Below are 22496 nucleotides of genomic sequence, written 5' to 3' on the forward strand. Positions count from 1 at the left end.
GCGGGGGAGTGCGCATGCGGGCCGTGATCATGGCGGGTGGGGAGGGCGTGCGGCTCCGCCCCTACACCCGCATCCTGCCCAAGCCCATGCTGCCCCTGGGCCACCGGCCGATCCTGGCCTGGCTGCTGGACCGGCTGGTGGCCGGCGGCGTGACCGAGGTCACGCTGGCCGTGCGCTACCTGGGCTACGTCTTCCGCAGCTACTTCGGGGACGGCGAGCGCGTGGGGGTGCCGGTGCGGTACGTGGAGGAGGCCCAGCCGATGGGAACCGCCGGCGCCCTCCGGCTCATTCCGGGGCTGGATGAGCCCTTCCTGGTGGTGAACGCGGACATCGTCACGGGGCTTGACTTCGGCGACTTCATCGCCTTCCATCGCAGCCGGGGCGGGTGGCTGACGGTGGCGACCCAGCTGCGGCGGGAGCGGCTGAACCTGGGCGTGCTGGAGGTCGAAGGGGAGCGGGTGGTGGCGTACCACGAGAAGCCGGAGCGGGTAGAGCGGCTGGGGCTGGGCATCTACGCCGTCGATCCCCGCGCCCTGGCGTGCCTGCCGGACACGGGGCCGGTGGACATGCCGGAGTGGATCGCCCGGCTGCTCGCTGAGGGGCGGCCGGTGTTCCAGTACGAGACCGACGCGCCCTGGTTCGACCTGGGCTCCCCGGAGCAGTACGCGGCGGTGCTGGACCGCTGGCCGCAGCTGGAGGAGCGGCTGGGGGGCCGGCCATGAGCCGCCGGGCGCTGATCACGGGGGTGACGGGCGTGCTCGGGCGGGAGCTGGCCGGCTGCCTGCGCCGCCGGGGTTACGCGGTGTACGGCGCCGCCCGCCGGCCCCTGGAGGGGTGGCAGGACGGCCTCGACTGGCTTCCCATCGAGTGCGACGTCACGGATGACGCCTCGGTCCTGCGGGCCATCCGGCTTAGCCGCCCGGAGCTGATCTTCCACCTGGCGGCCGCCCAGGCCAGCGCCACCCGGAGCCCGTCGGTGGACCGGCTGTTTGCCGTGAACGTGGGCGGCACCCTGCGGCTGCTTACGGCCGCCGCCGAGGCGGCGCCGGGGGCCCGGGTGATCGTGGCCAGCACGGGGGCGGTGTACGGCCCCAACACCGGCCCCCGGCACCGCTGGCGGGAGGACGCCCCGCTGCGGCCGCCCTCCCCGTACGCCGCCAGCAAGGCCGCGATGGAGCTGGCGGCGCGGGGGGCGGCGGCCGGCCTCGGGGTCGAGGTGGTCGTGGCCCGGCTGTTCAACCTGATCGGCGTGAGCCCGGGGGCCGACAGCGCCCCGGCCGGCTTCGCCCGGCAGATCGCCGCCATGGCGGCCGCGGGGCGCCCGCGCCCGCTCCGGACCGGCAACCTGGATGCCGTGCGCGACTACCTGGACAGCCGGGACGCCGCCCGCGCCCTGACCCTGCTGGGGGAGCTGCCTGATCCCGACCCCGTGTACAACGTGTGCTCCGGTAGGGGCGTGCGGCTGCGGTGGGTGGCCCGACAGCTGTGGCGGCTGGGCGGGGCGGGCGCCCCGTTCCTGGCCGAGGGCGACATCGGGACGGCCAAGCTGCCCGGAGGGGCGGGATCCCATCCCCCCGACCGGCTGGTGGGCGACCCCGGCCGGATTCGGGCGGCCACCGGCTGGGCCCCCGAGGTGCCGCTCACCCGGTCCCTGGAGCGGCTGCTGGCCTACTGGCAGACCCGAGCCACCGCCGGGCGGGAGGAGGAACGGCCGTGAAGCGGGTCGCGGTGCTGGCCCCCGCGTTCCTGGGCCCCCGGGGTGAGCCGCCCGTGCAGGGCGGGGCCGAGCGCCACCTGATCGAGCTGTGCCGGCTGCTGGAGGAGCGGGGCTACGCCGTCACCCTGTTCCAGGCCGCCGCCCACGACTTCCGGGCCGTGCACGACGGGCGGGTGGTGCACGGCCTGGGCCCGACGGTGGTGCAGGGCGGCGCCTGGACGGTGACCAACCGGCGGTTCCGCGACGCCGCCCGCGGCTATGACCACCATCTGTTCCACCTGTGGTCCATGGCCTACCCCGAAGCGCCGCCGGGCAGCGTGGGGGTCTCCCACTCGCTGTGGTGGGACGACGGCGCGGTGGTGCGTCGACCGGTCCCGAACTTCACCCCGAGGCTCCGGGAGGCGCTCCGGAACCTGGCGGTGGTGGTGGCCAACGACACCAACATCATCAACTGGGTGCGCGCCACCTGGCCGGAGATGGAAGGGCGGTTCCGATTCATCCCCAACTTCGTGGACCTGGCGCAGTTTGCGCCGGCGCCCCCGCGCACCCACGGCGGGCCGCTGCGTGTGCTGGTGCCGTGCCGGCTGGAGCCGCAGAAGGGGCTGGAGCCCATGCTGGAGGCGGCCCTCATGCTGACCGAGCAGCCGGGGATCGAGGTGCATTTTGTCGGCCCCGGCCCCGCCGAGGCGGTGCGCCGGCTGCAGGCCGTCGCAGCCGGACGGCCGGCCATCCGCTACCGCAGCCGGGTCATGGCGGAGATGCCGGCGGAGTACCGGGACGCGGACGTGGTGGTGATCCCCTCGGTGGCCACCGAGGGCACCAGCCTGAGCTGCCTGGAGGCGATGGCGTCGGGCCGCCCGGTGGTGGCCGGCTGGGTGGGGGGTCTCTCCAACCTCATCATCCATGAGTACAACGGGCTGCTGCTGCGTCCGACCGCCGCGAACCTGGCGGCCGCCGTCCGGCGGCTCTGGCAGGACGGCGAGCTGCGTTCCCGGATGGCGGCCCGGGCAGCGGAAGTCGCCCGGGTCCACTCCCTGGAGCGCTGGCGCCGGGCGTGGGGGGAAGTGCTGGACGAGTGCTGGGGTGGTTGACATAACCATTCGCCGGCAAAGCGCATAGACTGATTCGGGGAACCCATGGTCCCACGCCTGAAGGAGGGTTCTGAATGGTCTTCAAGCTTCGCACCCGCAACGCCGAGTTTGAGACCGGCACGTTCATCCCATGGGTTGCCAGCGGCGACGCCACCGTGTCGGACGATGTCGCCTGCAGCGGTTTCTGGACGGCCCGCCTCGGGCCGGGCACCGGCTATATCCAGCAGGACGGCGTCGCCTACCCGAACCGCAGCTTCGAGGTCCAGTTCCGGGTCGGGGCGGTCGGCGGCATGGCCACCTCGCCGCTGGTGATGACGCTTGACTTCTACGACCAGCCCCAGTTCGGCCGGCTGTTCCAGTGGGAGCAACAGCGCGAGCGGCTTGGCGGGGCGTACCTGCCTGAACCGGAGCCGCAGCCGCAGGGACGGCTGCTGCGCCGGTTCACCCTCACCATCCCTGCGGCTGACATCCCGACCGTCGACGGTGCGACCCCGGTGGGCTGCCTGCAGTTGAATGTGGACGCGGGCCTGTCTCCCAACAACACCCGCCGCTTCCGCCTCACCTTCGCCAAGCCGACCGCAGGCGGCGCCGACCTGATCGTGGACGCGATCCACGTGATCGAGCGCACGGTTCCCTGATCCGCATACCGTACCGTTCGAAGGGGGAGGCTCCGGTGCCTCCCCCTGTCGCCGCTGCCGCGGCTACCCTTCCGGCCCCCCGTCCCCTTCCTGCATCAGGTGGCGGCAGACCACGCCGGTGTCGACCCAGGGCTGGAAGCCGGCCGCCTTCGCCTGGCGGCAGAAGCCCTCATCCTCGCCCGTGCCGGCCGGCGCGTACCGGCAGCCGGCCTCCAGCACGGCCCGGGCGATCAGCACCGCGGCGCCCACGACGTCCACCGACATCAGGGCGTCGGGGGGAAAGGACCGGGGGTGGCGGAGCCGCCCCCGGTCGTCCGCGCAGAGGAAGTTACAGCGCCAGTGCTCGCCGGGCAGGTGCAGGTCGTTGGGGACCCGCGCGCCCACGATCGGCCGGGCCGCGGCCAGCAGCCGCCGCAGGGCGTGGGGTGGCGGCAGGACGTCGCTGTCCACGGAGAACAGGTAGTCCGCCCCGCTCCGCAGGGCCTCCTCGATAAGCAGGTTGCGGAGCAGGGCGAGGTTGGCGTAGGAGTAGTGGCCCCGCCGCCACCGGGGAAAGCCCAGGTCGCAGCGGAGGAGCGCCGTTGGGCGCCGCTCGGCGAAGGCGCGCAGAATGGCTTCGCTCTCGTCCACCGAGTCGTTGAGGACGAAGGCGAACCGGAGCCGCCCGGGCGGGTAGTCCATCGCCTCCAGGGCGGACAGATAGGCGGGCAGCACCCGGGCGCGGTTGCGCACGGGGCAGCCGACGAGCACCAGCGGAAGCGACACCGGACGCACCTCCCTCCCGGCCGTGGGGCCGGTTCGGTCAGGCTCCTGGCCCCCGTGTCCCGCCTTTCCGTCAGGGGCCCCCGTCCAGCAGATCGGCCAGTTCCGCCTGAATCCTTGCAAAGCGGGCTACCCAGCTGTTCTGCGCAGCCACCTGCCGGCGCGCCTGCCGGCGTTCCGGCGTGTCGGTCTGCCACGCAGCCTCAATGGCCCGGGCGAATCCGTCCGGATCCGACGCAAAGCGCACGTGCTCGCCGAGCGGCAGCACCTCCGGGAGGGGCGTGGAGACCACCGGCAGCCCGACCCCCAGGTACTCCCAGAGCTTCACCGGATTGGCCGCGCGGGTGACCGGGGTGATCTGGAACGGGATGAGCCCCACGTCCAGATGGCGCAGGTAGCGGCCCAACTCCCCGTGGGCGCGGTGCCCCAGGTGGTGGATGTTGCGCCCCCGCGCCGGGCGTCGGCCGTGAAGCGGGCCGATGATGACGAACTGCCAGCGGGGCAGCCGCGCGGCGACCTCCTCCAGCAGCCTGCCGTCGACCCAGGGGGCCCAGGCGCCCACGAACCCGGCCACCGGCGACGGCGGCAGGTCGGCGGGACGGGGGAGGAGCGGCCCCCGGGCCAGATCCTTGTCCCAGCCGTTGGGGACCAGGACCACCCGGGAATGCAGCCCGGAGAGCCGCTCAAACAGGCTGCGGGCGGTGGTCACCACGGCATCGGCGCGGCGCAGCATCGGCCCCTCGTACGGCCGCCACTCGGGGAAGTCGTCCACCGCGTCGAACACGACCGCGGTGGGCCGGTAGCGATCCAGGGTGTCGTGGAGCTTGGGCCAGGAGCACCAGACCAGCCGCGCTCCGCCGGGCAGCCCCCCGGCGACGAAGGCCTCGTGGTCGTGGACCACCCAGAGGTTGGGGGCGACGGGCTCCGGCGCTCGACCGGGGGTCTGCGTGAGGTTGCAGAAGTAGGTCGGGTAGCCGTGCCGGGCGAACTGGCGCATGAGCTGCTGGGGCCGCTGTATGAGCCAGGGCCAGTCCAGCGTGGGCGGGTAGATGACCGAGCAGGTCATGGGGGCCTCCTTGCAGCCATAAGTAACGAACCGAGGACCGGACTATGCCCGGCCCTCGGCGACGTTGGAAAGCAGGGCACGCCCGCTACATCGGGGGCGCTCAGCCCTTTTCCTGCGCGTGAAAGCCCAGACTGCGCAGCGCGGCGACCAGCTCCTGAGTAATTCCCCGTCGGGGAGTGTGAGTAACGCTTATCCTGCGGAGGGGCACATTCATGGAGATCTGCTGGACGCCGTCGATCTGGCGCAGGGCGTCGTACGCCCTCTGGGCTGCCGCGGCATCCCGCATCCCGTAGACCTTCAGACTCGTCGCAACCAGGTTCTCTGCCACGGACTGCGCGCTCACCTCGCAGGTCGGCGGCTAGCCCTGGCTGCTGCCGGCCTTGCGCGCCCTTCCCTGGGTGAGGGGGCCGCAGGCAGGCGGCGGGGTGGTCGGCGGCGGGCACTGGAACGGCTTCTGGCCCGGCTGGCAGGCGTCCGGCAGGCAGTAGTCGTTGATGTTGATGCTGACCGTGACGTCCGCCGTCACCTGGATGTTCTGGCAGATGAACAGCTCGACCTGCACCGCCGGCGTGCCGTTGATCACGGTCATGAAGGCCCGGGCGGCCGCATCGGTGATCTCGCACGTCAGGGTGGTGCCGTCCGGCGCGCAGACGCGGATGAACTCGTCGAAGAAGCGGGACCGGGTCTGCGTGGTCACCTCGACGCCGTTGACGATGACCGGAACGGGGTTGCCGTTCACGTCGACGAAGGTGAGCTCGAAGGTGACCAGCCGCCGGATTGTGACATTGGCCAGACCGCTCGGATCCTGGTCCCGGTCGATCTCAGCGCACTCCACGCTGATGATGGCGGCCTCGATCCCCGCCACCACAGAGGTGTCCGCCGGGAACACGATGTCGGGAAGCAACACGCTTGTGGTGCCGTTCAGATAGCACCAGTCGTAGACCTGAGTGGTTCGAATGCAAATGGGTTCCAGCTGAGCTGGCTGCAGACGCTCCTCGGGCACGGTGGTCCCTCCTGACAGGTGTAGGATTGGTTCATTATGTGCGTCTCGCAGGGGGAATGTTACTCCGGCGGCCGCATAGGCTCTGGTAACGTCCCATGCGCGTGCTCAGCGAGGGGAGGGTGGCCATGCGGGCAGACACGATGGCTGACAGGATGTCCCTGCCGCTGACCGGCCGGCTCCTGGTGCTGGATGCGCTGGCCCACGGCGAGGCCTCGCCGCCCTGGGAGCAGGCGGTGCTGAACATCGCCGGCTACACCGCTGAAATGCTGGAGGCCCACGGCGCATCCGTCCTGGTGACCTCCGGCACCCCGGCCCAGGCCTCGGTGGCCGCCAGGGCCCGGCAGATCGAACAACACGGGGCGGAAGTGGTGCTCTTCCTCCGGACCGGAAGCCATCCCTCCACCCAGATCCGCGGGGTGCGGGCCCTGGTCCCCAGCCCCTACGCCCTGTCCAGCCGCCGCCTGGCCGAACGGCTGCTGAAACGGGTCTCCGCCCGCACCGGACTGCCGTCGCGGGGCGTCCCCCTCTGGTCCTGGTTCCCGCCGGACCTGTCCGCCATGATCCGGGGGCACCGCCCGGTCAGCCTCATGCTGGAGTGCGCGACGCCCACCTGCCCGGCGGACGAACTGCTGCTCATGCGGCGCAGTTTCCAGCTGCGGGTGGCCCACGGCCTGATGGAAGGACTCCTGGACTACTTCGGGCTGCGGCCGGACGAGGAGAACGCGCCGGATGCCGCAGCCGGTGTGGGCTTCCTCGTCACCGGGGCCGGTGTGGACGGCACAGACGACGGAACGGAGGCGGAACGGGCGGGGGAGTCCGACGACGTCACGGCGCCGGAGCCGGCGGGTGGGCCGGACATCGTCGCGGCTCCGGACCCGGGCGGCGGGTCAGAGGGCGCCGCAGCTCCGACTCTGATCGGCGGGCCAGATGATGGGGCGGCGGCGAACCTGGCCGGTGAGCCCGACGGCGCCGCGGCCCCGGACCTGGCGGAAGAACCGGCGGACGGCGCGGCAGCCCCGGACGTGGCCTTCACCGGCCTGCCCACGATGGTGGTCACCGCCCGGCCGCCGGGCAAGCCCGACCGCGAGCCGCGCGCGGAGGTGCCCTCCGCAGCAGACGCGCCGGGGCAGGAGCTGTTCCCTGCCGAGCCGCCCGGAGGCGGCCCGGATGAGGCGAATCTCCCGGCAACTGGGGACCAGGTCCTGGAAGGCGCCGCGTTTCAGCCGCCTGCGGCGGAGGGGCTCCGTTCCGGAAGGGCGGGGCCCGGGCGGCCGCCCGCCGCGGGGCCTCAGCGACCCGGGGAGCCCGCCGCGCACGCCGGCGGACCGCCCGCGCCCGCATCAGGGGGGCAGCCTGAGCCGTCCCCGGCGCCGGGCCAGGGGCAGCGGGCCCGGCCGGCCTGGGCGAAGAAGATCCTGGCGGTGTGGCCCGCGGACCCGAACCAGCCCGTGCAGCGCACGGTCACGCCGGCCTGGCAGCAACCCAGCTCTCCGATTCCGGTCCCCCAGTACCAGGGACCGGTCCCGCCCATCGGGTTCGTCCAGACCGGCCAGCGGCCGCCGTGGACGGGCGCTTCGCAACCGCCGCCCGGCCCGCAGCACGCCCCGCACGCCCCCTGGCCGGCTCAGGACCCGACCCGACCGCCGATCAACACCCCGGCACCGCCTGCAGGGGCGCAGCCCGGCCCGCGGCCGTCGACTTCGGCCGCACACGCCCCGGCGGCCGGGCAGGAGCCGGGACCTGCAGCCCAGGTTCCCTTCCTCGGGAATCCGGGCGGGCCGGAACCGATGATCGTCTGGCCGGACGGCTCGCTGGTCTCGCCCCGGGCGCAGATCCTCATGCGGCTGCAGACCCGGAGCGCGGCGGACAAGGAGAAGAAGGCAACGGAAAGCCCGACGGAGTAATCCGGCGGGCTTGTCCCGTGCCGGGCCGGTGGCGCGGGCACGGGCGCCGTTTCGCCCATAGACTGTAGCCACGGGCGGAGTGACGGGAGGGGAAGGCGGTGACCTGGAACGCACCGATCATGGGAAGAAGCCTGGCCAGGCCCGAGCAGATGACTGCATACGCCCTGCGGGATAACCCCTTCGCCCCGGACCTGGCCGGGCTGTACCTGGGCCTCGCGTCAAGGCTCGGGGTCCGGGGCGACGTGGCCTATGCCCAGGCCCTGGTGGAGACCAACGGCTTCCGCATGGACGGCTGGGCGGAGCGGGGGCGCTATAACTTCGGCGGCCTCGGGGTGACCCGCCCCGGGGACCCCGGGATCAGCTTCCGTTCACCGGAGGAGGGGGTGCTGGCTCACCTGCAGGCGCTTAGCCGACAGGCCGGCGGCGGTCCCCTGCCGCCGGACATGCCTGATCTGACGCCGTTTCTGTCGCCGGAGGACCGGGGCCGGATTCGGCGGGTGGGCGACCTGCGCCGTCCGGGCTGGCCCGAGGACGAGGAGTACGGCGAGGCGGTGGCCCGGACCCTGGCCGCCATCCTCTTGGAACCGGCGGAGGGGGAGCCTTACCGGATCGAACAGGACCTGCTGCCGCCCGGATCCCCCGCCAGACCAGGCGCCCGGGACGGGACCGGCCGCTGGCAGGGGGGCGGAGGCATCGTGATCTACCGCTCCGCCAGCCCGCACCTGGACGGTCCCGGGATGCGGGCGCTGCTGGAGCGGCCCGTGGCCGGGGAGGTGCGCTCTTTCCACTTCGTGATCGACGGACGGTCGATTCGGCAGCTGGTACCGCTGGGCGAGATCGCCTACCACACCGATGGCCGCAACCACCGGGACATCGGGGTCATGATCTGCGAACGCGGCTGGGGCACTTCGGAGTGGGAGGAAGGGTACCGCAGGTTGGTCTGGCTGGCGGCACGGCTGATGGTGGTGCTCGGGATCGGGATTGAGGGGCTCTCCGGGGGGTTCTGGTGGAATCCGGTCCGGCATCCCTACGATCCCACCCATCTGGGATGGAAGCCGGAGGACGGTCCAGCCACCGGCCTGTTCCACTGGAACCGGCTGGTGGCGGACGTGGCGGCCGCCCGGCCTGCGGTGGAGAAGCTCTTCGGCCTGCACCCGGCGGAACCCCAGGTTTCGCCGGCGGCACAGGGCAGAAACCCGCCCGCCGGCGATCGGCCGGGTACGGCGACACAGGGCAGAAACCTGTCCATCGGCCATACGGGGGCGGCGGGGGGCGGGAAGCCGCCCCGCGGCAACTGGGTCCAGGCGGCCCGCACCCGTTCCGCACGGTACTCCAGCCGGCGCCGGTAATTGGCGGCGGTCACACCCGTCAGTGCTGGCCGCTGAGCCGCAGCAGCCGGGCGTAGGGCCGCAGCCTGTACGTTTCGTAGGGCAAGGTGTGGGCGCCCAGGGCGTCGGTCACCCGCACCTGGAAGTGGGGGCGGGTTACCCACTGGCTTACGGTGTCTGCACGGAGTTGGACGAAGGCCGCTTCCAAGGTCTCCGGAGAGGAGGACAGCCGTCCGCCTACCGCGACGCCCCGGAAAACCAGGTTGCAGACCCTGCCCCGGGCGGTGGAGTAATACACCCCGGTCAGGCCCTGGATCTCGGCCTCAATCCCGGTCTCCTCCCGGATCTCCCGCACCAGGGCGGTCACCGGGTCCTCACCCGCCTCCACCTGCCCCCCGGGCAGCTCCCAGGTGTCGCTGCGCAGGCGGGTACGAACCAGCAGAACCCGTCCTTCGCCATCGGCGATGAAGCCGGAGACCGCCAGGGTGTGGCGTGGCGGGCCGTACCGATCCATGGGCTCCAGCAGCTCTTCCCGGCGCGTTTCCACCAGTTCGTCCGTCCAGCCATCCTCCGGCCACAGCGGATCCCGGCGCGCCTCTGCGATGATCCGCCGGTGCTCGGCAAGCTGGGGACAGTCCCAGATGATCACCATCTCTCCATCCGCCGGGGCGACCCACCATCCGATCAGCGCGGCCCCGTGCTTCACACAAGCGGGGATGAGTCGATCCGACAGCACCCGGGCCAGCGCGTCGGTCCTTCCCGGTTTTGCCCGGTAGGTCTCCCGCAGGTGAACCATCGTCGCATACCTCCATCCCCAAATCTACGCAATCGGACGTCCCGGGCGGCTGGCAAGTCGCACACTGCTCCCGCAGCAGGTACGCCGGGTCTCCTGGGCGCCTGGCAGCGTCCGGCCGTGGACAGGCGAACCTTTCCGAACCGTCCGGCGCACCACAAGGTATTAAAGGTGCGAGGTGATGCCGGGATGGACGAGGCCGCCCTGATCCGGGCAGCGCAGCAGCGCGAGTGCCTGCAGCGGGATTACGGCACCGGGTACGGCACGGCGGGGTGCCGGTGGACCGTGGATTCCATGGTGGTGATCCTGGTGGGACCGGATCTTCCGTCGGTGGTGGAGCTGGCCGGAAGCGCGGTGAACCATCCGTGAGGTTCAGAGGGGCGGTGCCCTCCGGGGGGGGGGAGGGGTCGCCCCTGGCCCATTCGCAGTAGCCGACGAAAGATCTGAATCGAGCGATGAGACAGAAAACCGTAGACCGCATGTTGCCGAATCGGGTATACTTATGACAGGTATGTTGCGAAACCGGCTGACCCGGACCTTCGGGCGTTTCGCCAGTTATCTTCGATGTGGGGGGAATGGCTGTGGCGATGAAGGAGTTCACCTATCGGGTTGACCGCCTGACCGTGGCCGGCGACTGGCCGTTCTTCGCCTTCCTGCTGGCAACCATTGCCGTCACCGCCTGGGCCTTCCCGCGCCTGCCGGACCAGGCGGCGGTCCACTTCGACGCCGCCGGCACCGCCGACCGGTTCGCCGGCCCCTGGTTTCTCGCCCTGTGGTGGCCGATTTTTGCCACTGGCCTCTACTTGCTGCTTCTCGTTCTCCCGTTGGCTGACCCCAGACGGGCCAATTATGCGTCCTTCGGTCGCATCTACGGCTATCTCCGTCAGGCGACGCCCGCCTTCCTGCTGGTCATTCACCTTGCACAACTGGCCGATGCGCTGGGCATGCCCATCTCACCGCTTTCGGTTGCGCTGGTGGCGATGTCTGCGCTCTTCCTGCTGCTGGGTCTGGTGATGGACCGGTTCCGCTACAACTACTTCGTTGGCTTCCGCACCCCCTGGACCCTGGCCAGCGAGGAGGTGTGGAATCGCACCCACGCCTTCGGCAGCCGGGTCTGGGTGGCGTTGAGCCTGCTTAACGCCCTGGTGGTGTTGCTGCCGCTTCACCTGCAGTTGTGGGCGTCGATGGGCGTGATTGCGGTGATGGTGGTGGTGCCGGTGGTGTACTCCCATCTGGTCTTCCGGCAGGTGAACGCCTGAACGGCCGTACCGCCGGGTGGGACGGCGCGGGACGGTGGCAACAGGGGGCAGACGCGGTGCAAGCGCGGCGTCGCCCCCCTTTTCCGTTCTTGGATGGCTGGCTGGGGCGCCTCCATTCCCCCGGCACAGGAATTGTTCGGTCCCCTGGCGAACAGGTCTGGGTGAGGTGAGTTGGGTGACACCCACCAGCGGCGGTGATGCAAAGCGCGGCGCACAGCGCTATTTTGGCGATCCCCTGAGCATGCCCGTGCAGTACCTGAAGGGCATCGGCCCGGCGCGCGCCAGGGACCTGGCCAAGCAGGGGATCGCCACCGTGCGCGACCTGATCGAGCGGGTTCCCCGGGCGTACCGGGATTACTCCCAGATCAAGCCCATCGCCCAGGCCCAGAATGGCCAGCCCGAGTCGCTGATGGGCACGGTGGTGATGGTCGACGACCGGCGGGTGCGGGGCAACCTGCACCTGACCCGGGTCATCATCTCCGACGGCTCCGGCACCGCCGCCGGGGTCTGGTTCAACCAGCCCTGGCAGGCCAAGCGCTTCCCCGTCGGCATGAAGGTCCTCTTCGCCGGGACGGTGGAGCGGCGGGGGGCCCAGATCCAGATCACCAATCCCGAGTGGGAGATCATCGACGAGGAATCGTCCTCCGACCCGCTGCACGCCGGCCGGATCGTGCCGGTCTACCCGCTCACCGGCGGGCTCAACCCCCGGGACGTGCGGCGGGCGGTTTACCTAGCCCTGCAGACGGCCGCGGATCTGATGCCCGACACCATCCCGGGGCCGGTCCGGGAGCGGCAGGGGCTGATGCCTGCGGCCGAGGCCTGGCGGGCCATCCACTTCCCCGACTCCGGGGGGCAGCGGGAGCGGGCCCGCGCCACCCTGGCCTTCGAGGAGCTGTTCGTGCTGCAGGTGGGCCTCGCCCTGGTCCGGCGGCAGACGGTGGTGGAGCAGGCGGGCATCGCCCACGGGCCCGACGGCGAGGTGACCCGCCGGCTGCGGGCGGGCCTGCCGTTCCGGCTCACGGCCGCGCAGGAGCGGGTGATCCGCCAGGTGGCGGCCGACATGGAGTCGTCCCGGCCCATGAACCGGCTCGTGCAGGGGGATGTGGGCTCCGGCAAGACGATGGTGGCCGTCTTCGCCCTGGCCAAGGCGGTGGACTCCGGCCACCAGGGCGCCCTGATGGCCCCGACGGAGATCCTGGCTGAGCAGCACTACCTGAACCTGCGCCGCATCTTCGCCCCGCTGGGGGTGGAGGTGGTGCTGGTGAGCGGCAGCCTCACCAAGAAGGAGCGGGACGCGAACCTGGGGCTGCTGCAGATGGGCGCGGCCCACATCGCGGTGGGCACCCATGCGCTCATCGAGGACCGGGTGGCCTTCAAGGATCTGAGCCTCGTGATCACCGACGAGCAGCACCGCTTCGGCGTGCGCCAGCGGGCGCGCCTGCAGCAGAAGGGCGAGGTGATGCCGGACACGCTGGTGATGACCGCCACGCCCATCCCGCGCACCCTGGCGCTCACGCTGTACGGCGACCTGGACGTCTCGGTGATCGACGAGCTGCCCCCGGGGCGGCGGCCGGTCGGCACGTACTGGCGGCCGGAATCGGCGCGCCGGCAGGTCTACGACCACCTGATGCGCACCGAGGTGCCCGCCGGCCGGCAGGGCTACGTGGTCTGCCCCCTGATCGAGGAGTCGGACAAGCTCCAGGCCCAGGCGGCCACCGAGTGGTACGAGCGGCTGAAGGCGCAGTACCCGGACGTCCGGCTCGGCCTGCTCCACGGCCGGCTCAGGCCCGCTGAGAAGGAAGCGGTGATGGAGGCCTTCCGGGCCGGGGAGATTCAGGTGCTGGTGACGACCACGGTCATCGAGGTCGGCGTGGACGTGCCCAACGCCACCATGATGATCATCGAGGGGGCCGACCGCTTCGGCCTGGCGCAGCTGCACCAGCTGCGCGGGCGGGTGGGCCGCGGCAGCCACCAGTCCTACTGCGTCCTGATCGCCGATCCCAAGACCGCGGAGGCCCGGGAGCGGCTGATGATCATGCAGAAGTACAGCGACGGCTTCGCCCTGGCCGAGAAGGACCTGGAGCTCCGGGGCCCAGGCGAGTTCTTCGGCACCCGGCAGCACGGCATGCCCGACCTGAAGGTGGCCAACCCGATCGCCGACCTGGCCATCCTGGAGCGGGCGCGGGCCGAGGCGATGCGGCTGGTGGAGGAGGATCCGCACCTTCGCCTCCCCGAGCACCAGGCCCTGCGCCAGGCGGTGAAGGAGCGGCTGGGGGAGCAGTTCGGCTTCATCCTGGTCAGTTGAACCTCATCTTTATAAACGTCGCGGGATTGGGCAAGAAACTTGAAGGGAGGGTCCGCGCATGGTCCGTCTAACCAGGTGTCGGCGCCGGACGCTGTTGCTTCTGGCGGCGCTGGCCCTGGCGCTCCTGCCCGCCGGCGCACTGGCCAACGCCGGTCCGCCCCGGCGGGCGGGCGACACCGGCGGGCCGCTGCTGCCGGGAACCAGCGACCAGGTGCACGTGCTGGGCGAGGAGCTGCGGTTCGACCTGGGCCCGGACCTGGGCAGCGCCACCGTCACGGCCCGCTACCGGCTCGCCAACCGGGGGCCGGATCTGGAAGACCAGCGGTTCGTCTTCGTGGTGCAGGACGTCGGCGGCCGCACGGACCTGGCGGTCTCGTGGAACGGGGAGCCCGTGCCGGTGCGGCTGGGGATGGACCAGCTCGGACCGGAGGAGCTGGCGGAGATGGCCCGGGCCTGGACGTCGGTGGACCAGTGGCTGGACCCGGTTACCGGTGAGCCGTACGAGGCCGAGTTCTACGGCAGCGATCCGGTGCTCCGCTACTACCTGTTTTCCCTGGACATGCCCGCGGGCGCGGAGGGCGAACTGGCGGTCACCTACGACCATACCGCGGGGTCGGACCGGACCCGCTACACCTACCGGGTCCATCACTACAGCTACCTGCTGCTGCCGGCCCGGGGATGGGCGTCCTTCGGCCCGCTGCAGATCCGGGTGGCCGCCCCGGCGGGCAGCCGCTACTACTTCGCCGCCAACCTGGATTTCCGGGACGAGGGCGGCGAGTACGTCGCCGAGTACCCCGGTCTGCCTGAGGCGAACCTCACCTTCGCCGTGATGAACCGGGCGGGCCTCTTCCTCGGTCCGCAACCCGGCCCCTACTACGGGCTGGGCTTCGCCCTGGTGCTGGTGCTGTCCGCGGCCGTCGGCGTTGGCATCGGGCGGCTGGCGGGTCGGCTGCCCCGGCCCGCTCTCGCGACGGGCGTCGGCGTTCTGGCGGCGCTCGTCCCCACAGGTCCGGCGCTGGTGTGGCTATCCGTCCTGCTGCTCTCCTCCGGGCTCCCGCAGCTCAGGGATCAGGCCTACGCCTCCGCCTTCGCGGGCTTCGCAACGGGGCTGGTGGGCGCGGCGCTCTGTGCCGCCGTGGCCGGCTGGACGGCCCGGGGCACCTGGCGACGGCGGCGTCCGGCCGGAGGCCCGGGATGAGGCCCGGACCGCTGCTGCGCACGAACTTTTTCGGACTCTGCACGCGTCTTTGCTAGCGAGATCGCCCTTCGGGAGTAGGGAGGCCAAGGGATGCGCCCGGCGTGGCTCGAGGACCTGATCTTCAAGTACCGAAGCTCCATCGCCAACCTGTTCGTGCTGCACTTCAACGTCAACGACTACGCGGGCCCGGACAACCGGCGGGTGCGCGACGTGGTGATTCAGGACTTCCTGGAGAACCCCGCCTACGCCCCGAAGGGGAAGCCCCGCCGGGTGGTGGCGATCTACAACCGCGCCGAGGGCATCACCTTCGCCCGGCCGGGGATGCGGGAGGAGTTCATCCGCATTCTGACGGGGGAGCGGGTGGGTCCGGAGGATCCGATCAAGCTGCCGGTCGCCCCGGGCCAGGCGTTTGCCCTGCTCGACAGGCTGATCTACAGCGAGCCGGCGGCGGTGCTCATCGAACAGGCGGAGACCGTTCTGCCGGCGGAGGATCTGGCCCACATGGATCAGGAGGAGCTCCGGGCGCTCACCTTCGTGAAGAAGTGGGCGGGGGACGTGCGGCTCAACCGGATGGGCAGCCCGGTCGTGCTGCTGGCCGGGTCTCTGGCGGAGCTGCACCCGCACCTGCGGTTGGCCTCCACCAAGATCGAGACGATCCTGGTGCCGCTGCCCGACCTGGAGGCCCGCCTGAACTACATCGAGGCCATGGTCGAGAAGCGGAAGCTGGAACTGGCCGTGGACATCCAGGACCTGGCCAACGCCACCGCCGGCCTCTCCCGGATCCTGATCGAGGACATCGGCCTCCGGGCCGAGGCCACGGGGCAGCCTGTCACCCTCGACTTCGTCCGGGACCGTAAGGAGTCGCTGATCCGGGCCGAGTTCGGCGACGTGTTGGAGATCGTCGAGCCCCGCTTCGACTTCACCGCCCTGGGCGGGCTGACCGAGGCGAAGCTGTTCGCCGCCCGGAACATCGTGGTGCCCCTGCGCACCGGCAACTACCGGCGGGTGCCGCTGGGCGTGCTGCTCACCGGCCCCTCGGGCACCGGCAAGTCGGCGTTCTTCTACGCCCTGGTGGCGGAGGCCGGCGTCAATGGGGTCAAGCTCAACTTCGGCAAGATCCTCGGCCCGTACGTGGGCCTCTCGGAGCAGAACCTGGAGAAGGCGCTCCTGGGCATCCAGTCACTGGCCCCGTGCCTGGTCCTGATCGACGAGATCGACCAGCTGCTGCAGCGGGGGAGCGGAGGCGACTCGGGGGTGCAGCAGCGGCTCTTCGCCCGCATGCTGGACTTCATGTCGAACCCCCACAACCGCGGGCGCATCGTCTTCGTGGCGGCCACCAACCGCCCGGACCTGATCGACCCGGCCCTGAAGCGGCCCGGCCGCTTCGACCGGAAGATCCCCTTCCTGCTGCCGGGCTGGGCCGAGCGGGTGGCGATCCTGCAGGCGGTGCAGAAGCGCTACGGCATGGCCGGGGAGCCCGACTGGGAGGAGGCCGCCCGCCGGACCGAAGGCTACACCGGCGCCGAGCTGGAGTCGGTGGTGCTGAAGGCCTGGGAGCTGGCCGAGGACGCCGGGCGGGCCGAGATTACCCGGGAGGACATCGAGGGCGCCCTGGAGCGGATCCGTCCCTCCACGGCGCAGGTGGAGTTCATGACCGACCTGGCGATCCTGGAGTGCGACGACAAGGATGTGCTTCCCCCGGAGTTCCGGGACCTGCTGGACGACCGCAGGGCCCTGGAGGAGCGGGTGCAGCGCTATAAGTTGATGAACCTGCGCTAAGCGAACAGGAGGAGGATGAGGTAGATGGGCTTCTTCGCACGTCTCGCCCGTTTGATCCGCGGCTTCTTCTCCCTCTTCATCGGCGGACTCGAGGAGAGAAACCCGGAGGCGATGCTCGAGGACCTGAAGAACCAGCTGAACGCCGCCAAGGTGCGGTACCACACGACCACGGCCAACATCATCGCCCGGGAGAAGACGGCGGCCGCCAAGCTGAAGTCCGCCGAGAAGGAGCTGGAGGAGTGCCGGCTGCAGATCCAGGAGGCCAAGCGGCTGAACGACCGCGAGCTGGCCCTGCAGCTGCTGATCCAGGAGGAGCACCTGGAGGCGGCCTACAACACCGCCCTGGAGGCGTACAACGCCATCAAGGCCGAGGCCGACCGGGCCCGGGAGGAGTTCAAGAACTTCGAGGCGGAGATGGAACTGAAGATGAGCCAGATCCGCCAGCTGAAGGTGCAGAACGAGCTGGCCGACCTGAAGAAGGAGATGAACGCGCTCCGGTCCAACTACGCCACCGAGACCGGCGCCGGCCGGATCAACGAGGGGCTCAAGCAGGCGGAGGAGCTGATCCAGGGCAAGCTGGCCAAGGAGGAGGCCATCGCCGAACTGGGCCAGAACTCGCTGGACACCCGCATGCGGAGCCTGAAGGGCTCCATGGCCCGGCGCCGGGCCGAGGAGAAGCTGGCCGCGCTCTTCGGCGACGAGCCGGCGCAGATGGAGGAGGGTCGGGTGGTCAAGGAGAGGGTGCAGGAGTAGGTCGCACCCCGTGGCGTCCCTGCGCGGATGCACGGGTTCACCCGCCGGGCAGGACAGCGGAGTACAGCCGGCGGCTGCCCCGGCGAGCGTATCGCTCCCGGGGCAGCCGCCTTCGTGCTGCATGGACGGCCCCGAGCACCGGTGACCGCGGTTCCGTGCGCCGTCTCAGGGGAGTCAGGGAGACGGCAGGCGTGGGGACGAGACACGGCAGGTGGATAAACACGACATTTTTAATCTGTCGATTCAGTTCCCCAGTTGACACCTTGTTTCGACGCACCCTAAAATCATCTCCGACGAAGCCTCCAAGTAAATTAGATCGGAGAACTCTGATTTAGGGGTGGGTTTGCGGTGATCCAGGTGATCCTGGCCGGGGGGCTGACGGGGATTCTGTTCGGCTTCGTGCTGCAGCGGGGAAGGTTCTGCATGACCAGCGGCTTCCGCGATCTGTTCCTGACCCGGGATGCGACGCTGTTCAAGGCTTACGTGTTGGCCCTGGCGGTCCAGTCCACCGGCATCTTCGTCCTGCAGGCGGCAGGCATCATCCGGTTAGGTGCCGATCCATTCCAGTGGCTGGCGGCCGCGGTCGGCGGGCTGATCTTCGGTATCTCGCTGATTCTGTCCGGCGGGTGCGCCTCGGGTACATACTACCGCATCGGCGAGGGAATGGTGGGGTCGCTGATCGCCGCCGTCTTCTTCGGCATCGGCGCCCTGGCCTCCCGGGGAAGCGGGATCCTTGCGCCGCTGGCGCAGCGGATCCAGGCGCACACCCTGACCGTGAACGGCGCCACCAGCCTCCACGAAGCGCTGGGCGTGAGCCCGTGGGTCCTGGTGGCGGGGCTGTGGGTGGCGGCGATCCTGTTCCTGGTGCGCGCCCGGCGGGCTCCCGCCCCGGCCTGGCAGCCGCCGGTGGATGAGAGCCGATCCTGGCTCTGGCGGGCGGTCTTCGGCCGCGGCTGGTCCTGGCAGGTGACGGGACTGGCCGTGGGGCTGGTGGCGGTCCTCGCCTGGCTGACCTCGGTCAGCACCGGCCGAATGGGCGGCCTGGGAATCACCGGCGCCACGGCGGGGCTGCTGCGGTTGGTGGTGGCGTCCGGGGACGTCTCGGCGCTGGACTGGAGCGCCTTCCTGGTGCTGGGGATCCCTGTGGGCAGCTTCATCGCCGCCAGGGCGGCCGGCGAGTTCCGGCTGCGTGCGCCCGGCCCTGCCCGGCTGCTCCAGCACATCGCCGGTGGCCTGGGAATGGGCTTCGGCGCCACGCTGGCCCGGGGCTGCAACATCGGCAACGGGCTGGTGGCCGTCTCCCAGTTCTCGCTCAACGGCTGGACCGCCACCCTGTTCATCATCCTGGGCACGTGGCTGGGCGCCTACCTGTTCCTGGTGCTGCCCGCCCGCCGGGCGGAGAGCCGGCAGGTGGCGTCCCCCGGCCTGGCGCACGGCGACTGAGGGAGGAGGATGTGTGATGGTTGCGGAGCTGCATCTGGACGTGTTGGGGGAAGCCTGCCCGTACCCGCTGATCATGGCCAAACAGAAGATCAACGAGGTGGCTCCCGGCGGCCGGCTGATCATCGATTTCGACTGCACCCAGGCCACCGAAACGCTGCCCCGTTGGGCCACCGAGTCGGGCCACGCGGTCGAGGAGTTCCGGAAGACCGGTCCGGCCCAGTGGCGGATCGTCATCCGCAAACAGGGGGATGGGTCGGAGCGGGTCACGCCCGACGACTACACCTGCTCCGTCCCCGGCCAGCGGTAGCGGCCTCCGGATCCGCAGGGGCGTCCCGGCGCGACCATCCGGCGAATTCCGGGGCCGCTCCCGCGCCTTGTGCGCACCCGGTCGCCGGCGATCGACAGGCTTGGGACGCGGAGCGTGAGCGGAGGGAATTTCGCGAGAAGTCTGCAGGACACCGGCGCCCGCGCGGCGAACACAGAAGCCGTGCCGAGGATCACGCGTGAAAGGGGTCGGTGAGATGAGCGCGAAGAAGATCCTGATGATCGTTGGCGACTTCGTCGAGGACTACGAGGTCATGGTGCCGTTCCAGGCCCTGCAGGCGGTGGGCCACACGGTGCACGCCGTCTGCCCCGGCAAGAAGCCCGGCGAGAAGGTTCGCACGGCCATCCACGACTTTGAAGGCGACCAGACCTACAGCGAGAAGCCCGGCCACAACTTCGCCGTGAACGCCGACTTCGACGAGGTGAACCCCGAGGATTACGACGCGCTGGTGATCCCTGGCGGACGGGCGCCCGAGTACCTGCGGCTCAACGACAAGGTCGTCGCGATGGTGCGCCACTTCGGCGAGGCCAACAAGCCCATCGCGGCCATCTGCCATGGCGCCCAGCTGCTCGCGGCGGCCGACGTCCTGAAGGGAAAGGCCTGCTCCGCGTATTACGCCTGCGCCCCCGAGGTGAAGCTGGCAGGAGCCGAGTACGTGCACCTGGAGGCGGACCAGGCGCACACCGACGGCAACCTGGTCACCGCTCCGGCCTGGCCGGCGCACCCGGCCTGGATCGCCCAGTTCCTGAAGGTACTGGGGACGAAGATCGAACTGTAAGCGTTGCATTCGCCAACACCCAAGGCCCTCCGCCCCGGTCCAGGGCGGAGGGCCTTGCGTTAGCTTTCGGCGGTGAGGTCAGATGTGCAGTGGGCACACCGCGTCGCCTTGACGGGCACCGTGGAGAGGCAGTAGGGGCACTCCTTGGTCTTGGGCGGCTCGGGCGGGGGCGTCGGGCGCCACCGGTTGACCTGGCGGACCAGCAGGAACACGGCGAAGGCGACGATGAGGAAGTTGAGCAGGTTGTTGAGGAAGAGGCCGTAGGCAATGACGGGGGCCCCGGCCTCGCGCGCCTCGGCCAGCGAGGCGTAGGGCGTCAGGCTCAGGTTGAGGTACAGGTTCGAGAAGTCCATCTTGCCGACCAGGAATCCCAGCGGTGGCATGATCACGTCGTTGACCAGCGAGTTGACGATCTGGTTGAACGCCGCCCCGATCACCACGCCGACGGCCAGATCCAGCACGTTTCCCCTCAGCGCGAACCGCTTGAACTCAGACAGCATCCCGGCCCCTCCTCTGTAAGAGATGTTTATATAGTCTAACACAAACGGTCGCGCACCAGACAGTCGTGCACCCGGTCAGAGGGGGACCAGCTCGGCGGGCAGCGGCTCATCCGACAGGTGTGCGGCGACTGCCCGGGCGAACAGGTCGGGGTGCTCCAGGCACCAGGTGTGCCCGGCGCCCGGGACCAGGTATGCCCTCGCGTGGGGCATGGTGCGGGCGAGGTCGCGGGCGCAGGCGCGGAGTAGCCGCCGCTCCCGCTCCCCCACCAGGGCGAGCAGCGGTACCGGCGAGGTGGAGAGCGCCTCGGGCGGCCGGAACGCCATGTTCTCCGCCACCACGGCCTCCAGCCCGGCGGCGGTCGCCCGGAGCGTGTCGCTCCGGAACGGCTCCAGGTAGGCGGGCGGGATCCCCAGCGCCCGCGCGTTGGCCCGGATCATCCACTCCCTGCGCGCCAGCGGATAGGTAAGGCGGAGGAGGAACCGGTATGGCGCAACACCGGGCAGGGGGCGGGTCAGGGTGCCTGAGACGAGGGCCCGGCCAACCAGTTCCGGATGGGCGGCGATCAGCCGCAGAGCGGTCTGGCCGCCAAGCGACACGCCGACGACGTGCACGGGGCCGTCGGCGACGCGGCGGACCAGGTCGGCCAGACCCGCTACCGCCCGCCCGAAGGTGAACGTCTCACGGGTCCGTTCTCCGTGACCGGGCAGGTCCGGGACCAGGCAGCGGAAGCGGTGCTGGAGGCGGCTGACCACCGGCCCCCACATCCAGCCGCTCACGCCGCCGCCGTGCAGGAAGAGGACGGCCGGAGCCAACGGGGGCCCGAAGATCCCGCAGGGCAATGACATCGGATGCCTCCTCCTTCCGGAGGGAGATTTCCACACCCGCGCCCCGGCTCCCTGGCGGTGGTGCCGTCAACGAGCGGATCATCCCATCCGGGCTTCGGGACTCCCGAGCCGGACGGGCCGGGGGATCAGCCCGTCCGGGCGGGGCGTTACCCCGGGATTTTGCGCCCAAAGGGTCATTGACCGTCGCACGTGACTGTCCATCATAATTGGAAGAGTTGTGCTTTTTTACCGCAGGGGGTAAGGAAATGGCCCTCCGCTGGTACAGCGCACTGGAGACCGGAATCGAGGAGATCGACGGGCAGCACAGGCAGCTGTTCGAGCAGATCGACCGTCTGCTGGAATCCGCCAAGTCCGGCGCCGGGCAGGATGCGTGCCTGCGCATCCTGGACTTTCTGGGCGGTTACGTTGTCGAGCATTTCGCCACCGAGGAAAGGTACATGGAGCGCTACGGCTACCCCAAAAAGGCCGAGCACAAGCAGCAGCACGCGGAGCTGGTCGAGTATTACCGGAAGATGCGCGCGCGGGTTGAGGCCGAGGGTGCGAAACCGACCCTGATCATCCAGCTCCAGCATTCCCTGGTGGAGTGGCTGAACAACCACATCCTGAAGTCGGATCGCGATCTGGGCGACTTCCTGAAGTCGAAGCGGTGATGCTCTGGCAATCTCCGGCGGTCCCGCCTGCGCGGTGGGACCGCCCGTGTACGGCCCCTGGGGGGCGGCCGTTTCGCAACATAGCGCCATCGCCGCGGGGCGGCGATGGCGCAGCGGTGTGGGATGGCGTCACTCCGCCTGGGCGACCTGCCAGGCGGGGGTGTCGATGTAGTCGCGGTCATCGATGGCGTTAACAAGGCTCGGCAGGCTGCTGTAATCGCCCGTGACCGCGTTGCCCCCGCTGACCGATTTGCTCTGGCTGCCGAAACCGATCAGCAGATTGGTACCGATGGTGAACGCGGACGACGAATCGATCCCGTTCACCTTGATCATATGGATGTGAAACTCGATGGTCAAA

At 70.4% G+C, this 22496-nt stretch carries 24 protein-coding genes; 16 read left to right on the forward strand and 8 right to left on the reverse strand.

The annotated features are described in order from the left end of the window. The first annotated feature begins 14 nt into the window (after positions 1-14). From STH_RS06940 to STH_RS06955, 4 genes are all read left to right on the forward strand, one after another. Complete coding sequence (locus STH_RS06940; protein ID WP_043715208.1) at positions 15-722, forward strand: nucleotidyltransferase family protein; 708 nt, start codon at positions 15-17, stop codon at positions 720-722. Beyond that, entirely contained in the window at positions 719-1717 is a 999-nt protein-coding gene (locus tag STH_RS06945; RefSeq protein WP_011195502.1) for a GDP-mannose 4,6-dehydratase, read from the forward strand. Before STH_RS06940 ends, STH_RS06945 begins: the two co-directional genes overlap by 4 nt. Beyond that, entirely contained in the window at positions 1714-2808 is a 1095-nt protein-coding gene (locus STH_RS06950; RefSeq protein ID WP_011195503.1) for a glycosyltransferase family 4 protein, read from the forward strand. Before STH_RS06945 ends, STH_RS06950 begins: the two co-directional genes overlap by 4 nt. 74 nt (positions 2809-2882) lie before the next feature. Next, on the forward strand, positions 2883-3446 hold the full coding sequence (locus tag STH_RS06955; protein ID WP_011195504.1) for a hypothetical protein: 564 nt from the start codon (positions 2883-2885) through the stop codon (positions 3444-3446). A gap of 63 nt (positions 3447-3509) precedes the next feature. Here STH_RS06955 and STH_RS06960 read toward each other — a convergent pair whose 3' ends face one another. From STH_RS06960 to STH_RS06975, 4 genes are all read right to left on the reverse strand, one after another. Beyond that, positions 3510-4211, reverse strand: coding sequence for a glycosyltransferase (locus STH_RS06960; RefSeq protein WP_011195505.1), 702 nt, complete (start codon positions 4209-4211; stop codon positions 3510-3512). 70 nt (positions 4212-4281) lie between these two features. Next, positions 4282-5274: a glycosyltransferase family protein gene (locus STH_RS06965; protein ID WP_011195506.1), complete on the reverse strand. Its 993-nt coding sequence runs from the start codon at positions 5272-5274 to the stop codon at positions 4282-4284. Between the two features lie 100 nt (positions 5275-5374). Continuing rightward, positions 5375-5602, reverse strand: coding sequence for a heavy-metal-associated domain-containing protein (locus tag STH_RS06970; protein WP_043713683.1), 228 nt, complete (start codon positions 5600-5602; stop codon positions 5375-5377). A gap of 30 nt (positions 5603-5632) precedes the next feature. Next, entirely contained in the window at positions 5633-6277 is a 645-nt protein-coding gene (locus tag STH_RS06975; RefSeq protein WP_011195508.1) for a hypothetical protein, read from the reverse strand. 125 nt (positions 6278-6402) lie between these two features. On the opposite strand from STH_RS06975, the gene STH_RS06980 reads away from it, so the two are divergent. Beyond that, on the forward strand, positions 6403-8181 hold the full coding sequence (locus STH_RS06980) for an N-acetylmuramoyl-L-alanine amidase family protein (RefSeq protein ID WP_011195509.1): 1779 nt from the start codon (positions 6403-6405) through the stop codon (positions 8179-8181). A gap of 98 nt (positions 8182-8279) precedes the next feature. After that, on the forward strand, positions 8280-9530 hold the full coding sequence (locus STH_RS19680) for an N-acetylmuramoyl-L-alanine amidase (RefSeq protein WP_011195510.1): 1251 nt from the start codon (positions 8280-8282) through the stop codon (positions 9528-9530). A gap of 19 nt (positions 9531-9549) precedes the next feature. Here STH_RS19680 and STH_RS17920 read toward each other — a convergent pair whose 3' ends face one another. Then, a complete protein-coding gene (locus STH_RS17920; RefSeq protein WP_011195511.1) occupies positions 9550-10305 on the reverse strand; it encodes an NUDIX domain-containing protein in 756 nt (251 codons plus the stop codon). Positions 10306-10491: 186 nt separating this feature from the next. On the opposite strand from STH_RS17920, the gene STH_RS06995 reads away from it, so the two are divergent. The 9 genes from STH_RS06995 (at position 10492) to STH_RS07035 (ending at position 20142) form a co-directional block, all read left to right on the forward strand. Further along, positions 10492-10671, forward strand: coding sequence for a hypothetical protein (locus STH_RS06995; protein WP_043713686.1), 180 nt, complete (start codon positions 10492-10494; stop codon positions 10669-10671). 218 nt (positions 10672-10889) lie between these two features. After that, on the forward strand, positions 10890-11561 hold the full coding sequence (locus tag STH_RS07000) for an SdpI family protein (RefSeq protein ID WP_242654604.1): 672 nt from the start codon (positions 10890-10892) through the stop codon (positions 11559-11561). 175 nt (positions 11562-11736) lie between these two features. Next, positions 11737-13866, forward strand: coding sequence for an ATP-dependent DNA helicase RecG (gene recG / locus STH_RS07005; RefSeq protein ID WP_011195514.1), 2130 nt, complete (start codon positions 11737-11739; stop codon positions 13864-13866). Positions 13867-13924: 58 nt separating this feature from the next. Next, positions 13925-15064: a hypothetical protein gene (locus STH_RS07010; RefSeq protein ID WP_011195515.1), complete on the forward strand. Its 1140-nt coding sequence runs from the start codon at positions 13925-13927 to the stop codon at positions 15062-15064. A gap of 90 nt (positions 15065-15154) precedes the next feature. After that, positions 15155-16843: an ATP-binding protein gene (locus STH_RS07015; RefSeq protein WP_011195516.1), complete on the forward strand. Its 1689-nt coding sequence runs from the start codon at positions 15155-15157 to the stop codon at positions 16841-16843. Between the two features lie 24 nt (positions 16844-16867). Further along, positions 16868-17596, forward strand: coding sequence for a PspA/IM30 family protein (locus STH_RS07020; RefSeq protein WP_011195517.1), 729 nt, complete (start codon positions 16868-16870; stop codon positions 17594-17596). A 348-nt stretch (positions 17597-17944) separates the two neighbouring features. Continuing rightward, the gene (locus tag STH_RS07025; RefSeq protein ID WP_011195518.1) at positions 17945-19039 is read left to right on the forward strand and encodes a YeeE/YedE family protein; all 1095 of its coding nucleotides are present in this window, start codon (positions 17945-17947) and stop codon (positions 19037-19039) included. Between the two features lie 16 nt (positions 19040-19055). Beyond that, positions 19056-19346, forward strand: coding sequence for a sulfurtransferase TusA family protein (locus tag STH_RS07030; RefSeq protein WP_043713691.1), 291 nt, complete (start codon positions 19056-19058; stop codon positions 19344-19346). Between the two features lie 214 nt (positions 19347-19560). Beyond that, positions 19561-20142: a DJ-1/PfpI family protein gene (locus tag STH_RS07035; protein ID WP_011195520.1), complete on the forward strand. Its 582-nt coding sequence runs from the start codon at positions 19561-19563 to the stop codon at positions 20140-20142. Between the two features lie 59 nt (positions 20143-20201). Here the strand turns inward: STH_RS07035 and mscL are convergent, their stop codons facing one another. After that, the gene (gene mscL / locus STH_RS07040; RefSeq protein ID WP_011195521.1) at positions 20202-20642 is read right to left on the reverse strand and encodes a large conductance mechanosensitive channel protein MscL; all 441 of its coding nucleotides are present in this window, start codon (positions 20640-20642) and stop codon (positions 20202-20204) included. Between the two features lie 75 nt (positions 20643-20717). Continuing rightward, positions 20718-21488: an alpha/beta fold hydrolase gene (locus STH_RS07045; protein WP_070105445.1), complete on the reverse strand. Its 771-nt coding sequence runs from the start codon at positions 21486-21488 to the stop codon at positions 20718-20720. Between the two features lie 245 nt (positions 21489-21733). On the opposite strand from STH_RS07045, the gene STH_RS07050 reads away from it, so the two are divergent. After that, entirely contained in the window at positions 21734-22138 is a 405-nt protein-coding gene (locus STH_RS07050) for a hemerythrin family protein (RefSeq protein WP_043713693.1), read from the forward strand. Positions 22139-22267: 129 nt separating this feature from the next. Here STH_RS07050 and STH_RS07055 read toward each other — a convergent pair whose 3' ends face one another. Then, complete coding sequence (locus STH_RS07055) at positions 22268-22495, reverse strand: spore germination protein (RefSeq protein WP_043713695.1); 228 nt, start codon at positions 22493-22495, stop codon at positions 22268-22270. Between the last annotated feature and the right edge of the window lies 1 nt (position 22496).

The sequence above is a fragment of the Symbiobacterium thermophilum IAM 14863 genome (genome assembly GCF_000009905.1).
Classification (GTDB): domain Bacteria; phylum Bacillota; class Sulfobacillia; order Symbiobacteriales; family Symbiobacteriaceae; genus Symbiobacterium; species Symbiobacterium thermophilum.

Coding starts and splice junctions, on each gene's coding strand:
- STH_RS06940 (WP_043715208.1), top strand. CDS start 15: ATGCGGGCCGTGATCATGGCGGGTGGGGAGGGCGTGCGGCTCCGCCCC.
- STH_RS06945 (WP_011195502.1), top strand. CDS start 719: ATGAGCCGCCGGGCGCTGATCACGGGGGTGACGGGCGTGCTCGGGCGG.
- STH_RS06955 (WP_011195504.1), top strand. CDS start 2,883: ATGGTCTTCAAGCTTCGCACCCGCAACGCCGAGTTTGAGACCGGCACG.
- STH_RS06965 (WP_011195506.1), bottom strand. CDS start 5,274: ATGACCTGCTCGGTCATCTACCCGCCCACGCTGGACTGGCCCTGGCTC.
- STH_RS06980 (WP_011195509.1), top strand. CDS start 6,403: ATGCGGGCAGACACGATGGCTGACAGGATGTCCCTGCCGCTGACCGGC.
- STH_RS17920 (WP_011195511.1), bottom strand. CDS start 10,305: ATGGTTCACCTGCGGGAGACCTACCGGGCAAAACCGGGAAGGACCGAC.
- STH_RS06995 (WP_043713686.1), top strand. CDS start 10,492: ATGGACGAGGCCGCCCTGATCCGGGCAGCGCAGCAGCGCGAGTGCCTG.
- STH_RS07000 (WP_242654604.1), top strand. CDS start 10,890: ATGAAGGAGTTCACCTATCGGGTTGACCGCCTGACCGTGGCCGGCGAC.
- STH_RS07010 (WP_011195515.1), top strand. CDS start 13,925: ATGGTCCGTCTAACCAGGTGTCGGCGCCGGACGCTGTTGCTTCTGGCG.
- STH_RS07015 (WP_011195516.1), top strand. CDS start 15,155: ATGCGCCCGGCGTGGCTCGAGGACCTGATCTTCAAGTACCGAAGCTCC.
- STH_RS07020 (WP_011195517.1), top strand. CDS start 16,868: ATGGGCTTCTTCGCACGTCTCGCCCGTTTGATCCGCGGCTTCTTCTCC.
- STH_RS07030 (WP_043713691.1), top strand. CDS start 19,056: ATGGTTGCGGAGCTGCATCTGGACGTGTTGGGGGAAGCCTGCCCGTAC.
- STH_RS07035 (WP_011195520.1), top strand. CDS start 19,561: ATGAGCGCGAAGAAGATCCTGATGATCGTTGGCGACTTCGTCGAGGAC.
- mscL (WP_011195521.1), bottom strand. CDS start 20,642: ATGCTGTCTGAGTTCAAGCGGTTCGCGCTGAGGGGAAACGTGCTGGAT.
- STH_RS07045 (WP_070105445.1), bottom strand. CDS start 21,488: ATGTCATTGCCCTGCGGGATCTTCGGGCCCCCGTTGGCTCCGGCCGTC.
- STH_RS07050 (WP_043713693.1), top strand. CDS start 21,734: ATGGCCCTCCGCTGGTACAGCGCACTGGAGACCGGAATCGAGGAGATC.